Here is a 13718-nt window from a genome sequence, read left to right on the forward strand (position 1 = left end):
ACGCCACGGCATGAACCGGGGTGGCGTCAGCGACTTACAGCGAGTTCTTCAGCTCCTTGGCCGGCCGGAAGCCGATGGTCTTCGAGGCCTTCAGCTTCATCATCTCGTTCGTCTGCGGGTTGCGAATCTTGCGCGCCTTGCGGGAGCGCACCGACCAGGTTCCGAAGCCCGGGTAGCTGAATCGCGCGTCCTTCTTCACCGCCTTGCCGATGTTGGTGAAGACGATGTCGAGGATCTGCGCCGCCGACTTCTTGGTGAGACGTGTCTGCGCCGCCACCACCTCGACGAGCTCTGCCTTGGTCATTACGCCCCTCCGTCCTGCGTTGTCTGGCCTTGATTGCGCGTAAGCCAACCGGTGGTAACAAATCGCTCTTTTCCCTGTCAATGCTGACCGCGCTCCGAGGCCGGAAAATCGGCCTCCGGACGAAAAGTTGGCTCGATGAAACACCGGGCGTAGACAGAGGGAGAAATCCGCACCCGAGACACCGACACACCGTGTGGATTCATCACGGCGAAAACAATTGGGCTGATCGTGATTGAAAGAAAGTCTTTGGGATTTCGATCACTTGGCGTGTGTTTCTGATCGCGCCTGGGCCGGGGTGGGCGGGAATGGACTAGGGTTTCCGCCTGCGTGCGCTTCCGAACGTTTCCGACGCTGATGATCCTGCTGCTGGGCGGCTGCCGGGGCCCCGGGCCCTCTGGCGCCGGGAGTCCCTCCCAGGGCCGGGAGGTGATCCACGCCGAGGTGTGGGTGGACGCGGCGTGGTGGCGGCCCGGTGACGGATCGCGAGAGCGTCCCTTGAGGTCGCTGGCGGAGGCGCTGGCCCGGCCGGGTCCGCTGACGGTGCACCTGGCGGCGGGGGAGTACCGGGGACCCTTTATGCTGCCAGCGGACGTCCGCCTGGAGGGCGAGGGGCCTGGCACGGTGCTGCTGATGGAAGGACCCGAAGGCACGGTCCTGCGGGCCACCGGGCCCATGGGTGGGTCGCCCGGGAACCCGGGGGCGGAAGGTCCGGAGGCTGGTTCGCTGCCAACGACCTCCGAACAGGCCGTGCCTTCGTCGAGAACCGCGGATCCGAAGAGCCTGCCGCCAGCTGTTGGCACAGGTGGGGTGCTGCTGCGGAACCTGGAGGTCCGGGGAGGAACCTGGGGCCTGGAGGTGACGGGGAGCGGGCGCGTCTTTGTGGAGAAGGTGGGTTTCAGCGGCCAGCGCCAGGGCGCGGTGCGAGTCACCTCCGGAAGGTTCGAGGCCGTGGACGCGCGCTTCGAGGCGTCCGTGTCGGAGACCGTGGGAGTCCTGCTCGAAGCGCCAGAGGGCGTGCCATCGCCCTCGCCCTCGAGGAGCACCTGGCTGAGAGGAACCTCCTTCACGGGCCCCTTCCGTCGCGCGGTCCGGGTCCGAGGCGCCGAGTCCAGGGCGCTGCTCGAGGACCTGCGCTTCGTGGGGCCGGTGACGGCGCTGGGGATGGACGGGGGGCACGCGGAGGTTCGCCGCTCCCAGGCAGAAGCGGGCCGAGGCGCCGCGTTCTCGGTGGTGGAAGGCAGCCTGGTGCTGGAGGACGTGCGCGTGCTGGGGCACGAGCTCGCGGTCTCCGCGATGCGCGTGCAGCGGCTTGAGGTACGAGGCCTGCTGTCCGTGGGCGCGGAGCGGGCGGGACTGGCCGTGGTCGCCTCGCGAGGTGTCCTGCTGGAGGAAGTCGTGGTGCGCGGCAGTGGCAGCCACGGGGCGCTTCAGCTCACGGGCTCGGAGGTGGACGCGCGGCGGATCCACGTGGAGGGCGCCGCCGAGTATGGCGTGGTGGTGGTTGGCGGAAGCTTGAGGCTCAGGGATGGCACGGTGGTGGGCGTGCGCTCGGCGGACGGCGTCACGGGGGATGGGCTGCACCTGCGTCAGGTTCGCGCGGACGTGGAGGGCGTGGTGATTCGACAAACCACGGGGGCCTGTGTCCTCGCGGCGCAGAACGCGCGGGTGCTGCTGCGCGATGCGGAGCTGGAGCGCTGCGGACAGGCGGCCCTGCTGGTGGACACGTTCGCGACGCTGGAGGCCACGGGCGTGGAAGCGCGAGACAGCGGGGAGACGGTGCTGGCGGCGATGGGGGATGGCGACCTGCGCGTGGACGCGCTCCACGCCCGGGGAAGCCGACAGGGCTTCATCTGGGCCGAGTGCACGGGAGTCACTCGGGTGCGCCTGGGCCGCATCCGCTCGGAGGACAGGCGAGGCGAGGAGGCCGCGTGCGTGGAGCGAATCGCCGAGCCCCGCACCGCCCCGCGCTGACTACGGAGGTGGAGGCGGCGCGGTGGCGGAATCCAGGGGCGTCGCGTGCTTCTCCAGCCACTCGCGGATGACGGGATAGACCTCCTGGGGAGCACCGCTGCCGAACACGAGGTCTCCATGCCCGTAGTCCAGCGCATCGCCCCGGTCCCTGCCGAACACGTGCAGCGTGCGGTCCTCGGCGGTGACGAGGGCGAACTGGCTCTCCACGTTCTGAGCGGTGGCCAGCCGGTCCGCGCTCCCGCCCATGACGAGGATGGGGAGCTGGAGGCGGGAGATGCCGGCGCGCCAGTCGCGGGTGCGGTCGAACGAGCGGAACGCGTCGTGCTCAATCCAGTCCTGGAACTGGAGCAGCACCTTGCGGCTCATCGACGACATCATGTTCGCGTACACCTGCCGCTGGATGCGCGGAGGGATGTGCAGGGGATTCACCACCAGGTCCGACAGCGGGAGCGTCACGTAGCCGAGGAACGGCGCCAGGCTGGCGCTCATCCACTCCTGCCGGAAGCGTGCGGGCCACGCGGCGCGGACCCCCAGCGAGATGAGCGTGCGCAGGAAGGGCTCCGACTTGAAGTGCACGGGCGCGCCCAGCGTGAGCAGTCCCGCCAGCTTCGCTCCTTCCGGCCCTTGCGCCAGGCCATAGCCCACCAGCCCACCCAGCGAGTGGCCGAGCCAGAAGGCGCGCTTCGCCCCCGTCTCCTTCAGGGCCAACTCCAGCAGTGCGGGGCCGTCCTGGAGGATGTGGTCATCGATGGTGAAGTCCGTGTACCGGCGTCCCCGGGGCGGCAGGCGCGAGTGCCCGGTGCCTCGCCACTCGACGCTGAAGCAGTCGAAGCCCGCCTCGGCCAGGTAGTGGGCGACGGAGTAGGGGGGCTCGAAGTCGAACGTGTACCGGTTGGCGGCCAGTCCATGGCACAGCAGCACCGGCTCCTCGAAGCGCCTCACGGGCGCGCGCCGGGCGTGGACCGCCAGCTCCCACCCATCCGCGCACCGGGCCTTGAAGGCCTGGGGCAGCGGGGTCTTCAGCCGGTACCACCGTCGGACCAGCGCCACCCACAGGACATTGCCCAAAACGACGACGAGGCTGGCGACCAGCACCCACACGACCCACCGCCAGTCTCCCATCTTGTCCTCCTTGCCGACCCCTTGGTCTGACGGTGCCTCGAATAAAACCCTGCTAAGGTTCGTTCACCCGCCGTCCTGTTGCCAGGAACTCACAGGCATCAGAGGAATTCGAGGGAGCGATGAAGTTACGGAAACTGATGTTCGTGCTGCCGAACCTCTTCACCGTCACGTCCATCTTCTGTGGCTTCTATGCCATCACGCTGTGCACGGGTGAAGCAGGACCCGTCCAGTTGTACCAGGCAGCATTGGCCATCTTCTTCGCGATGTTCTTCGACGGGGTCGACGGTCGCGTTGCCCGGTTGACGAAGACGCAGAGCGACTTCGGTGTGCAGCTCGACAGTCTCGCGGACGTCGTCTCGTTCGGGGCGGCTCCGGCGCTGTTGGTCTACAAGTGGGCGTTGGCGCCGCTGGGCTTCGCGGGGCTGTTCATCTCCTTCGCGTTCGCCGCCTGTGGCGCGCTGCGGTTGGCGCGCTTCAACGTGCTGGCGGCGCGCAATCCCCATGGTGGAGGTGGGCGCTTCTTCGTGGGCCTGCCGATTCCGCTGGCCGCGGGCATGCTCGTCTCGGTCATCATCTCGCACCACGCGGCGTTCCAGGGCGAGCCGCTGCACGAGTCGGCCTACGTCCCCGTGGCGGTGGCGGTGGTGGGTCTCGCGCTGCTGATGGTGTCGACGGTGCGCTACCGCACCTTCAAGGACACCCATCCCAGCCGCAAGAGCGCGGCCGTGTTCACGTTGATGGTGGTGGGCGGTGTGGCCATCGCGACGCAGTACCATCCCGCATGGCTGCTTGTGGCCTTCTGTGGTGCGTACCTCGCGCTGGGGTTGGTGGAGTCCGCGGTGCAGGTGCGCACGCATCTGGCGGCGCGCAAGCTGGCGGCCGGCTCCGCGGCTGCGGCCACCGTCATCGACGACGAGGATGACGACGAAGAGGCCGAGGATGGCCGCGGCCCTGGCAACGACGGGCCCGCCTTCCTCTGACCGACGCGAGAGGGGGCGAGCCAGCCCCTCCGCCCAGGCGCCTCCGGTCATTTCTTCGCCTCGCGTGAGTCGTGCCCTGCCTGAGAGACGGGGGCACCGGGTCCAGGCGGCGGGGAGGCTGGCGTTCGGACGCGGTCCTGGTGGGTGAGCGAGCGCGGAGATGCTTCCGTCCGTGCCGTGGCCCACGGCTGCCGCTAGGATGCGCGGCCCATGCGCGTCGAGCTGCTGTGCACTGGTGACGAGCTGGTCACCGGCCTCATCACGGATACGAACAGCACCTGGCTGGAAGCCCGGCTCTTCGACCTGGGCATCAAGGTGGAGCGGGTGGTGTTGGTGGGCGACGTCCGGCCCGACATCACCCAGGCGTTGCTGGAGGCCTCGTCCCGGGCGGACGTGGTGGTGGTCTCTGGTGGCCTGGGGCCCACAGCGGATGACTTCACCCTGGAGTGCGCCGCCGCGGCAGCGGGTGTGCCGCTCGAGGAAGATGCGCGGGTGCTCGACTGGCTGCGGGAGCGCTATGCGGCACGGGGCGTTCCCATCAACCCGAGCGCGCTGCGCATGGCCCGCATCCCCCGTGGCTCCGAGCCGGTGCGCAACCCGGCGGGCTCCGCGCCGCTCGTTGTCCTCACCCTGGGGCGGTGTCGTCTGTTCTTCCTGCCCGGTGTTCCGCGCGAGTTCCGTGCGCTGCTGGAGGGCGAGGTGCTGCCGCGCATCCAGGCGGAGCTGGAGGCCCGGCCCGGCCGGGTGTTCCGTTCCTTCCGCCTGCTTCGCACGGTGGAACTCCCCGAGTCGGAGCTGGACCTCGCCGTCGCCCCCTTGGCCGCGAGCCATCCCCGGGTGGTGTTCGGCTTCCGCACGCACGCACCGGAGAACCACCTCAAGTTGATGGCGGAGGCGCCGTCGCAGTCCGAGGCCGACGCGGCGCTGGCCTCCGCCGAGGTCGAGTGCCGGCGGGTGCTGGGTGCCCGTGTCTTCGGCGCGGACGCGGAGGAGTATGCGCCGGTGCTGCTGGACATGCTGGGCCGAGCGGGTGCCACGCTGGCGACGGCGGAGAGCTGCACGGGAGGCCTCATCGCGCAGCGGCTCACTGCGGTGGCGGGAGCCAGCACCGTCTTCGTCGGGGGCGCGGTGGTCTATTCGGAGAAGATGAAGTCCGCATGGGTGGGCGTTCCGCCCGAGGTGCTCGAGCGTCATTCCGCTGTGTCCTCCCAGACGGCCATCGCGATGGCCGAGGGCGTGCGTGCCGCCTGTGGCACCACGTATGGCCTGTCGGTGACGGGGTATGCGGGGCCCGGAGGAGGAACCGCCGAGGACCCCGTGGGCACCGTGTACTGCGCGCTCGCGGGCCCGGACCTGGCCACGCGGTGTGAGCGCATGTCCTTTTCCGGAGACAGAGAGCGCGTGCGCCTCTTCGCTGCCTCCCACACGCTGGAGATGTTGCGGCAGCACCTGCTGTCCGCCGCCGCCCACCCATGAGCCGCTCCAAGTCCAAGCGCCCCGAGCCCTCCACCCCCGAGCCCGGCATCACGGCTTCGGCCCCGGAGGTGCCGGTCACCCCCGCTACTGAGTCGCCTCCGGAGTCCGGCGGTGCCCCATCCACGCGGAGCGCGCCCGCGCCACGGATGAGCGCGCCTGGAGCCATCCTTCGCGTGTGGTTCGCGGCCTACCGCGTGGAGGTGTTGCTGTTCGTGGTGGCCTTCCTGGTGCTCTCGAGCTTCAGCTCCCAGCGCTTCCTGCGTCAGAGCGCGGCGCCGCACTTCATCTACCAGGCCCAGTCGTGGTTGGAGGGGCGGCTGGACGTGGACCCCCAGGTGCTTCCCAACCTGGAGGACTGGGCCTGTGTGCGTCAGGTCGGTGGCGAGAAGGTCCGCTGCGAGGGTCGGCCGCTTCCGGATGACCGCTGGTTCGTGAGCTTCCCGTCGTTCCCCGCGGTGGCGATGCTGCCCTTCGTCGCGCTGCACGGATATCAGTTCAACGACACGTCGTTCGGCGTCATCGTCGGTGCGCTGGCGGTGGCGCTCTTCTATTCGCTGCTGCGCTTCCTGGCGAAGGAAGGTGAGACGGCACGCACCCGCGATGAGAACGTCGTGCTCGCGCTCACGCTCGCCTTCGGCACGCTGTTCTTCTACTGCGCCATTCGCGGCGAGGTGTGGTTCAGCGCCGAGGTCATGGGCGTGGCCCTCACCTGCCTCTACGTGCGCAACGCCCTGCGTGCCCACCGGCCCGTGCTGGCGGGAGTGTTCTTCTCCATGGCGACGCTCACGCGCACGCCGCTGTTCTTCGCGGGCCTCTTCTTCGTGCTGGAGGCGCTGTGCCCGGGCCCCGAGCCCCGCCTGGAGCAGCTCAAGGCCCTGGGTCGTCACTGGAAGCCCGCGGCGCGGAAGATTGGCCTGTTCGCGCTGGGCGCCGCGCCCCTGGGACTGCTGGCCGCTGGCTACAACGTGTATCGCTTTGGCCGGTTGAGCGAGTTCGGCCACGCCTTCCTCTTCAACAACCGCGTCAACGTGGACATCGACCGGTGGGGCCTCTTCCACTGGGACTATCTGGGCCGCAACCTGGAGGCCGCCTTCCTCAAGTGGCCGTCGCTGTCGCTGACGCCGCTCAAGCTCGGCTATGACCCGCGAGGGCTCTCGCTGTTGCTGACGCTGCCCTTGCTTGTCTTCCTGCTGATTCCGAAATTGAAGCCCCGGCTGCACTGGCCGCTGTGGCTCACCGTGGCCGTGTGCGCGCTGCCGGGGCTCTTCTACCAGAACACCGGCTACATGCAGTTCGGCTTCCGCTTCAGCCTGGACTACACGCCCTATCTGCTGCTGCTCTTCGCCATTGGCGGCTGGTCCTTGCGCCAGCGCGTGGTGCTGGGGGCGCTGGCGTTGGGCGTGCTGGTGAACTTCTGGGGCGCCGTGGCCTTCCGGGGCTACACGGAGCTTGTCCGGAACTGGTAGGGCATCGGAGCCCGAGGGCTTGAATCCCCCGGGCTCCGCGCGCAGATAGAAAGAGGCCATGCAACCTCCCACCGGACAGCCTCCTGCCGGCAAGCGCTGGCACACCCGCGAGGACAGCGGCATCCGCCTCGATGCCCGCCTGCGCTGGTGGCACGACGACGAGCCCATCGAGCATCCGAAAATCATCGAGCTCTTCAACGCTTCCCTCATCCTGGACGACACGGGCCGCTACCAGCTCCGCATCGGCAATGACTGGTGCTTCGTGCAGGTGGCGGATGCCGCGTACGAGGTGCGGACCGTGGACGTCACGCCGGACGAGCGCGTGTCCATCCGGTTGAGTGACCGCACCGCCGACGTGCTGGACCTCCCCACCCTGGCCGTCGAGCCGGATGGGGTCCTCTCGTGTCGCGTGAAGCAGGGACGGGCCAAGGCCCGCTTCTCCCGCGATGCGCAGTACCAGCTGGGCCAGTTGCTGGAGGCGGCTCCCGAGGGAGGGCTCCTGCTCCGCGTGGGTGAGCAGCGCTACCCCGTGGCCCTCTCCCTGGACGAGCTGGCCGGCTAGGCCGCTGCCTCCACGGGAGCCGTGGGGCAGGGGAGGGGTGGTGTACCGGCCAGCTCCCGGGCCAGCGTCTCCATGGCATCGGGGTGCTCGCGCAGCCACTCCACCGCGCGCTCCCGTCCTTGACCGATGCGCTCTCCCCGCAGGCTGAAGTGGCTGCCCGCCTTGTCGATGAGGCCCGCGGCCACGCCCAGGTCGAGCACCTCGGCCGTGCGGTGGATGCCGCTGCCGTACAGCAGGTCGAACTCCGCTTCCTGGAAGGGCGGGGCCAGCTTGTTCTTCACCACCTTCACGCGGGCCCTCGAGCCCACCACCGCATCCCCGTCCTTGAGGTTGCCCGTGCGGCGAATCTCCAGTCGAACCGAGGAGTAGAACTTCAGCGCGTTGCCACCGGTGGTGGTCTCCGGGTTGCCGAACATCACCCCAATCTTCATGCGAATCTGATTGATGAAGACGATGCAGGTGCCCGAGCGACTCACCGCGCCCGTGAGCTTGCGAAGGGCCTGGCTCATCAGCCGCGCCTGCACGCCCATGTGCGCGTCGCCCATCTCCCCTTCGATTTCCGCGCGGGGCACCAGCGCGGCCACCGAGTCCACGACGATGAGGTCCACGGCTCCCGAGCGCACGAGATGCTCGGTGATTTCCAGCGCCTGCTCTCCGGTGTCCGGCTGGGAGATCAACAACTCCTCCACGCGAACCCCCAGCTTGCGCGCGTAGTGGATGTCGAGTGCGTGCTCCGCGTCGATGAAGGCCGCCACGCCTCCCGCCGCCTGGACCTGGGCAATCGCATGCAGCGTGAGCGTCGTCTTGCCCGACGACTCATTGCCGAACACCTCCACCACGCGCCCCCGGGGATAGCCGCCCACGCCGAGCGCCCGGTCCAACCCCACCGAGCCCGAGGGAATCACCGCGATCTTCTGCTCGTGTGCGTCACCCCCCAGCGTCATCACCGAGCCTCGTCCGAACTGCTTCTCGATGGACGCCACCGCCGCCGCCACTGCCTTCAGCTTCTCCGTCAGCTTGCTCATCGACTCCCTCGCCGCCCTGTCCTGGTTTCTGTGCTGCGTTCCGTGTCCTCCGCGTGGAGGTGACGAGCGCATCGAGGAGGGATTGAGCAACACGCATGCCGGGGTGTGTTCTCCTCTTACTCGCGTGCGGCGATGCGTCCGTGTGAGCGGCGGGGTGTCCCGGATGGTGGAGGGTGCGCACCGCGGGCCTGCGGTCTGAGCGGGCTGCTCATCTCGGATTTATGCGAGGCATCACCTCGACTTCCGCGAGTGGCATGGGAGCGGCTGTCTGCCTGCTGGCTACATGGCGCTTTGCGTTGAAGTTTGGAGGGGGCGGCATGACCTTCTTCTCGTGAAAACCCAACGCGAAGACCTGCCCCATGTGGTCATCCTCGGCGGAGGGTTCGCCGGGCTCCGTGCCGCGCAGCAGCTCCTCAAGGCCCCAGTCCGAATCACGCTGGTGGACCGGCACAACCACCATCTCTTCCAGCCGCTGCTGTACCAGGTGGCCACGGCGACGCTGAGCCCGAGTGAAATCGCCGCGCCCCTGCGCGGGCTCCTGGGACCCAAGGGCGTCGCCGTGGTGCTGGCGGACGTGACGGGAGTGGACACCGCGGGCAAGCGGGTGCTGCTGTCAGACGGTGAACTGAAGTACGACTTCCTCGTCGTCGCCACCGGAGCGACGCACTCGTACTTCGGCAATGACCACTGGGCGCGCTTCGCCCCTGGCCTCAAGTCCATCGAGGACGCGGTGGAGATTCGGCGTCGCGTCCTGCTGGCCTACGAGATGGCCGAGCGGGAGACGGACCCGAGCATCCGCCGGGCGCTGCTCAACTTCGTCATCATCGGTGCCGGGCCCACGGGCGTGGAGATGGCGGGCTCGCTGGCGGAGATAAGTCGGAGCTCCTTGCCAGGAGACTTCAAGAACATCGACACGCGCGACGCACGCATCATCCTCATCGAGGGACTGGGCAAGGTCTTGCCCGTGTATCCCGACGACCTCGCGGCGAAGGCCCATCGCACGCTGGAGAAGCTGGGCGTGGAAATCCGCACGGGCGCCCGGGTGACGAACATCGACGAGTCGGGTGTCTACATCGGTACGGAGCACATCGCGGCCCGCACCGTCATCTGGGCCGCCGGTGTCGCCGCCTCACCCGTGGCCCGCTCGCTGGGAGTGCCACTGGACCGCGCGGGCCGGGTGAACGTGACGCCCGAGCTGACGGTGCCGGGGCACGAAGATGTCTTCGTCGCGGGAGACCTCGCCTCGCTCATGCAGGCGGATGGCACGCCTGTTCCGGGGCTCGCGCCGGCGGCGATGCAGGAAGGCAAACATGCCGCCCACAACATCCTCCGCCGGCTGCGAGGGCAGCCGATGGTGCCGTTCAAGTATTGGGACCGTGGCTCCTACGCGGTGATTGGTCGCGGCCACGCGGTGGGAATCGCCTTCCGCCGCTTCAAGCAGTCGGGCTTCATGGCCTGGTCGGCCTGGCTCCTCATCCACCTGATGTTCCTCATCGGCTTCCGCAGCAAGCTGGCGGTGATGCTTGACTGGGCCTACTCGTACCTGACGTTCAGCAAGTCGGCCCGCATCATCACTGGCCCCGCGCCTCGGCTGGACCAGCTTCGCCTCCCGAGCGCGATGACTCGTGGTGAGCAGATACTGGTGGGGGATGGGGAGGCCGTGACGGCCGTCGCGTCATCCTCACGCGAAATGGCGCATCCCTCCGCGCACTGACCCTTCCGCGAGCTACTCCGGATGCTCGGGTGGACGGGAGCCGGAAGGCATCCCCGGCCCTCGGGCTCCGGAGCGAGCGGGTAGGGCACCTCCGTGGGTGTTCGCGTGCAGCCACCCACGCCGGTCCAACGCCCGGCAGTCGATGGCGAGCTGCATGTCCACGTCCTCGATGTGCCCATGTCCTTCCAGGTCCGCGCGCGTCAGGGCCAGCTTCATCAGCCGGTCATGGGCGCGGGCAGACAAGCCATGGTGACGCACCGCCAGCTCGAGCATCCGCTCCGCTCGCGGGCTCAGGATGCAGTGGCGCCGCAGCAGGTGAGAAGGGAGCTGGGCGTTGCAGTGCACGCCGGGCTCCTCGTGGTAGCGCTCCCGCTGGCGTTGGCGTGCGGCCTCCACGCGCTCCCGATGGTAGCGGCTCGTGCTCTCTCTCGGCTCCGCGCGCGCCAGGTGGTGGTACTCCACGGGGCGTGTCTGCAGCGTGATGTCGACGCGGTCCAGCAGCGGGCCGCTGACTCGCGCGTGGTAGTCGAACACCCGATGCTCGGGACAGGTGCAGGTGTGGCCCGGCACGTTGAAGTAGCCGCAGGGGCAGGGGTTCATCGCCGCCACCAACATCACCTGGCACGGATAGCTGATGTTCTGGTTCGCCCGCGCGAGGTGGATGATTCCTTCTTCCAGCGGCTGGCGCAGCACCTCCAGCACGTTGCGTCGGAACTCCGGCAGCTCGTCCAGGAAGAGCACGCCATGGTGCGCGAGTGAGAGCTCGCCGGGGCGTGCCAGGGGACCTCCGCCTACCAGGCCCGCGTCGGAGAGGGTGTGGTGCGGCGCGCGGAAGGGCCGGGCTCTCACCAGCGCGTGTCCCTCGCCGAGCAGGCCCAGCACTGAATAGACCTTCGTCACCTCGAGCGCCTCGGTGAAGGTCATCGCCGGGAGGATGCTGGGCAGGCGCCGCGCGAGCATCGTCTTTCCGGAGCCCGGAGGTCCGCACATCAGCACGTTGTGGCCACCGGCCGCCGCCAGCTCCAGGGCGAGCTTGAGCTCGGGCTGTCCTCTCACGTCCGCCATGTCGGGCTCGGGCCGCCCCCGAGTCGCCGTCACCGAAGGGCCTTCGCGCAGGAAGGGCGCGATGACGTGGGTGCCCGTGAGGTGGTCCACCGCTTCGCGCAGGCTCGTCACCGGAATGACGGTCAGGCCCTCGACGAGCGCGGCCTCGGCCGCGTTGGCCGCCGGCACCATGACGCCCTCGAAGCCCCTGTCCCTCGCCGCCACCGCGAGCGGTAACACGCCCTTGATGCGCTTGAGTGAGCCGTCCAGTGACAGCTCTCCTCCGAAGAGGTAGCGCGCCAGCGGCCCGTCCTCGAGCAGCTTCGCCGCCGCCAGCACGCCCAGGGCGATGGGCAGCTCGAAGGCCACACCGTCCTTGCGCAGGTCCGCGGGCGCCAGATTCACGGTGATGCGCTTCTGCGGCAGCTCGAAGCCCGTGTTCTTCAGAGCGGACACGACGCGCACCTTCGACTCCCGCACCGCGCCCTCTGGCAGCCCCACCACGTTGAAGTAGGGAAGCCCGAGCGCCATGTCGACCTCGCACTCGACCACCACCGCGTCGATTCCCATCAACGCCCCCGACCGCACCCTCGCCAGCATGTCCCGCCCTTCCCCCGAACGCCGTGCCCCCCACGCGGAGCAACCCGCGTACCGGCGGCTTCACGACGTGAAGCCCGCGTCGACCCAATCTCCCCAGGTGGATGCCCGTCCGAAGGGCTCGTGCGTCACGATTCCAGATGGGCTGGATTAGTGCAGAGGGTCTAGCCAGGGCCGGTGAGTCTTGGGTACCTTGGCGGGCATCTGGGGAACGCAGGGGGAGATGACGAGCATGGGGTCGCAGGTCATTCAACGGCGCCGTCCGGTCCGCATCCGTCGGGCCGACATGAAGCGAGGCCAGCGGATGAAGGTGGCCTTCGCGATGTTCCGCTTCTGCCTCTACGGCATGGTGGGCCTCAGCTCGGAGATCTTCTTCTACAACCTGGTGCGCATCGCGCGGGACGTGCCCGTCCTCGGCGCGCTGTTCCAGTTCCAGTGGCAGGTGGATGACCGGCTCGGTCTCAACGCCATCTGGGACACACCCGTCGTCACGGCCTATGGCCAGTGCTCGCTGTGGATGTTCCTCATCTACGGCGTCGCGTGCTTCTTCTTCGTGGAGCCCGTCTATCGCTGGATGCTCTACCAGCACGCCAGCCTCCGGGCCGTCGTCTACGGTGTCGGCATCCTGCTCTTCGAGGGCTTCAGCGGGGTGATGCTGGAGCGGCTCACCGGCTACCGCATCTGGTACTACGCGGACGCGGGCGCCATCTTCTGGGAGATGACGTCGCTCTACATCCTCCCCATCTGGATGGTGACCGGGCTCATCGCCGAGTTCATCTACAGGGAGCTGATGGACCCGGACCTCATGGCGGCCTTGGAGTCCCCGCTGCCCGCGACGCCCGAGGAGACCGAGGCCTCCTTCCAGCTGATGCGGTAGGTGCAGGCGTGGCCGTCGTAGCCGGACGCCTCCACCTTCGCGTCCTGAGCGCCGGCCACCCGCAGCCCCGCGTGGATGATGCCGGCGGTGAAGTCCGGGTAGTCACCCACCTCGTTCATCCACAGCTCGAACTGGGTGGGAGTCAGCTCCACCAGCTTGGACTCGGTGTAGTTGTTGCCCGCCCGGAAGTTCTGCGTGGCCCGCATCAGCGTCCGGCGAGGCCCCAGCACCCGCAGCAGCGACAGCACCGCGCGACCCAGCATCGTCTCGCGGAAGCCCTCGATGTAGGCCTCGCCGAGCTTCCATGTGCCGGGGCCGATGGCTTCCTGGGGAAAGAGCTCTTCCGCCGCGATGCGCAGGAAGGCCATCCACGACGGGAAGGCGTAGGCGGGACGAAGCTTCTGGTCCACGTCGAGCCCCGCCTGGCGCAGGCGATTCTTGCAAGCGGGTGTCAGCCGCCCGTGCAGTGCGCGCAGGAAGAGGGCTTCGATGGTCTGTTCAAAGACGAGAAGCTCGTCAGCCATGAGGAGTGAACTCTAGCCGACGAGCTTCTGATTGTGAACCGCGACTCCAACCCGGA

The 13718-nt window shown here is 68.5% G+C and carries 12 protein-coding genes; 7 read left to right on the forward strand and 5 right to left on the reverse strand.

Annotation, left to right across the window (positions count from 1 at the left end; translation table 11 throughout):
• Positions 1 to 34: 34 nt before the first annotated feature.
• Positions 35 to 304, reverse strand: coding sequence for an HU family DNA-binding protein (locus ACN469_RS03230; RefSeq protein ID WP_002635502.1), 270 nt, complete (start codon positions 302 to 304; stop codon positions 35 to 37).
• 327 nt (positions 305 to 631) lie between these two features.
• Between ACN469_RS03230 and ACN469_RS03235 the strand changes: the two genes are divergently transcribed.
• Positions 632 to 2275, forward strand: a complete 1644-nt coding sequence (locus ACN469_RS03235) for a hypothetical protein (protein WP_498764035.1) — start codon at positions 632 to 634, stop codon at positions 2273 to 2275.
• On the opposite strand, the gene ACN469_RS03240 is transcribed toward ACN469_RS03235, so the two are convergent.
• Entirely contained in the window at positions 2276 to 3397 is a 1122-nt protein-coding gene (locus tag ACN469_RS03240) for an alpha/beta fold hydrolase (RefSeq protein WP_498764037.1), read from the reverse strand.
• 119 nt (positions 3398 to 3516) lie between these two features.
• Here ACN469_RS03240 and pssA point away from each other — a divergent pair, with 119 nt between their 5' ends.
• The 4 genes from pssA (at position 3517) to ACN469_RS03260 (ending at position 7881) form a co-directional block, all read left to right on the forward strand.
• Positions 3517 to 4377, forward strand: a complete 861-nt coding sequence (gene pssA, locus ACN469_RS03245) for a CDP-diacylglycerol--serine O-phosphatidyltransferase (protein ID WP_498764039.1) — start codon at positions 3517 to 3519, stop codon at positions 4375 to 4377.
• Between the two features lie 210 nt (positions 4378 to 4587).
• Positions 4588 to 5853, forward strand: coding sequence for a CinA family nicotinamide mononucleotide deamidase-related protein (locus ACN469_RS03250; RefSeq protein WP_498764040.1), 1266 nt, complete (start codon positions 4588 to 4590; stop codon positions 5851 to 5853).
• Positions 5850 to 7319, forward strand: coding sequence for a hypothetical protein (locus ACN469_RS03255; RefSeq protein WP_498764041.1), 1470 nt, complete (start codon positions 5850 to 5852; stop codon positions 7317 to 7319). The genes ACN469_RS03250 and ACN469_RS03255 overlap by 4 nt, the downstream gene beginning before the upstream one ends.
• 58 nt (positions 7320 to 7377) lie before the next feature.
• Positions 7378 to 7881 carry a DUF1285 domain-containing protein gene (locus ACN469_RS03260; RefSeq protein WP_498764042.1) on the forward strand — a complete coding sequence of 168 codons (504 nt, stop codon included), beginning with the start codon at positions 7378 to 7380 and terminating at the stop codon, positions 7879 to 7881.
• Here ACN469_RS03260 and recA read toward each other — a convergent pair.
• Positions 7878 to 8906 (reverse strand): recombinase RecA, encoded by a 1029-nt coding sequence (gene recA, locus ACN469_RS03265; RefSeq protein ID WP_498764044.1) that lies wholly within the window; start codon positions 8904 to 8906, stop codon positions 7878 to 7880. The genes ACN469_RS03260 and recA overlap by 4 nt on opposite strands.
• A 331-nt stretch (positions 8907 to 9237) precedes the next feature.
• Here recA and ACN469_RS03270 point away from each other — a divergent pair, with 331 nt between their 5' ends.
• Positions 9238 to 10620 (forward strand): NAD(P)/FAD-dependent oxidoreductase, encoded by a 1383-nt coding sequence (locus ACN469_RS03270; protein ID WP_498764045.1) that lies wholly within the window; start codon positions 9238 to 9240, stop codon positions 10618 to 10620.
• A 12-nt stretch (positions 10621 to 10632) separates the two neighbouring features.
• Here ACN469_RS03270 and ACN469_RS03275 read toward each other — a convergent pair whose 3' ends face one another.
• Positions 10633 to 12264: a YifB family Mg chelatase-like AAA ATPase gene (locus tag ACN469_RS03275; protein WP_498764046.1), complete on the reverse strand. Its 1632-nt coding sequence runs from the start codon at positions 12262 to 12264 to the stop codon at positions 10633 to 10635.
• Between the two features lie 229 nt (positions 12265 to 12493).
• Between ACN469_RS03275 and ACN469_RS03280 the strand changes: the two genes are divergently transcribed.
• A complete protein-coding gene (locus tag ACN469_RS03280) occupies positions 12494 to 13138 on the forward strand; it encodes a hypothetical protein (RefSeq protein WP_498764048.1) in 645 nt (214 codons plus the stop codon).
• Here the strand turns inward: ACN469_RS03280 and ACN469_RS03285 are convergent.
• Positions 13039 to 13662, reverse strand: a complete 624-nt coding sequence (locus tag ACN469_RS03285; protein ID WP_498764050.1) for a DUF2378 family protein — start codon at positions 13660 to 13662, stop codon at positions 13039 to 13041. The two genes, ACN469_RS03280 and ACN469_RS03285, sit on opposite strands and share 100 nt — an antisense overlap.
• Positions 13663 to 13718 lie beyond the last annotated feature (56 nt).

It is taken from the genome of Corallococcus terminator (assembly GCF_049194865.1).
Taxonomy (GTDB): domain Bacteria; phylum Myxococcota; class Myxococcia; order Myxococcales; family Myxococcaceae; genus Myxococcus; species Myxococcus terminator_A.

Excerpts from the sequence above, each read along its gene's own strand:
- recA (WP_498764044.1), bottom strand. The coding sequence starts at position 8,906 with ATGAGCAAGCTGACGGAGAAGCTGAAGGCAGTGGCGGCGGCGGTGGCG.
- ACN469_RS03260 (WP_498764042.1), top strand. The coding sequence starts at position 7,378 with ATGCAACCTCCCACCGGACAGCCTCCTGCCGGCAAGCGCTGGCACACC.
- ACN469_RS03255 (WP_498764041.1), top strand. The coding sequence starts at position 5,850 with ATGAGCCGCTCCAAGTCCAAGCGCCCCGAGCCCTCCACCCCCGAGCCC.
- ACN469_RS03280 (WP_498764048.1), top strand. The coding sequence starts at position 12,494 with ATGGGGTCGCAGGTCATTCAACGGCGCCGTCCGGTCCGCATCCGTCGG.
- ACN469_RS03240 (WP_498764037.1), bottom strand. The coding sequence starts at position 3,397 with ATGGGAGACTGGCGGTGGGTCGTGTGGGTGCTGGTCGCCAGCCTCGTC.
- ACN469_RS03285 (WP_498764050.1), bottom strand. The coding sequence starts at position 13,662 with ATGGCTGACGAGCTTCTCGTCTTTGAACAGACCATCGAAGCCCTCTTC.
- ACN469_RS03230 (WP_002635502.1), bottom strand. The coding sequence starts at position 304 with ATGACCAAGGCAGAGCTCGTCGAGGTGGTGGCGGCGCAGACACGTCTC.
- ACN469_RS03250 (WP_498764040.1), top strand. The coding sequence starts at position 4,588 with ATGCGCGTCGAGCTGCTGTGCACTGGTGACGAGCTGGTCACCGGCCTC.
- pssA (WP_498764039.1), top strand. The coding sequence starts at position 3,517 with ATGAAGTTACGGAAACTGATGTTCGTGCTGCCGAACCTCTTCACCGTC.
- ACN469_RS03275 (WP_498764046.1), bottom strand. The coding sequence starts at position 12,264 with ATGCTGGCGAGGGTGCGGTCGGGGGCGTTGATGGGAATCGACGCGGTG.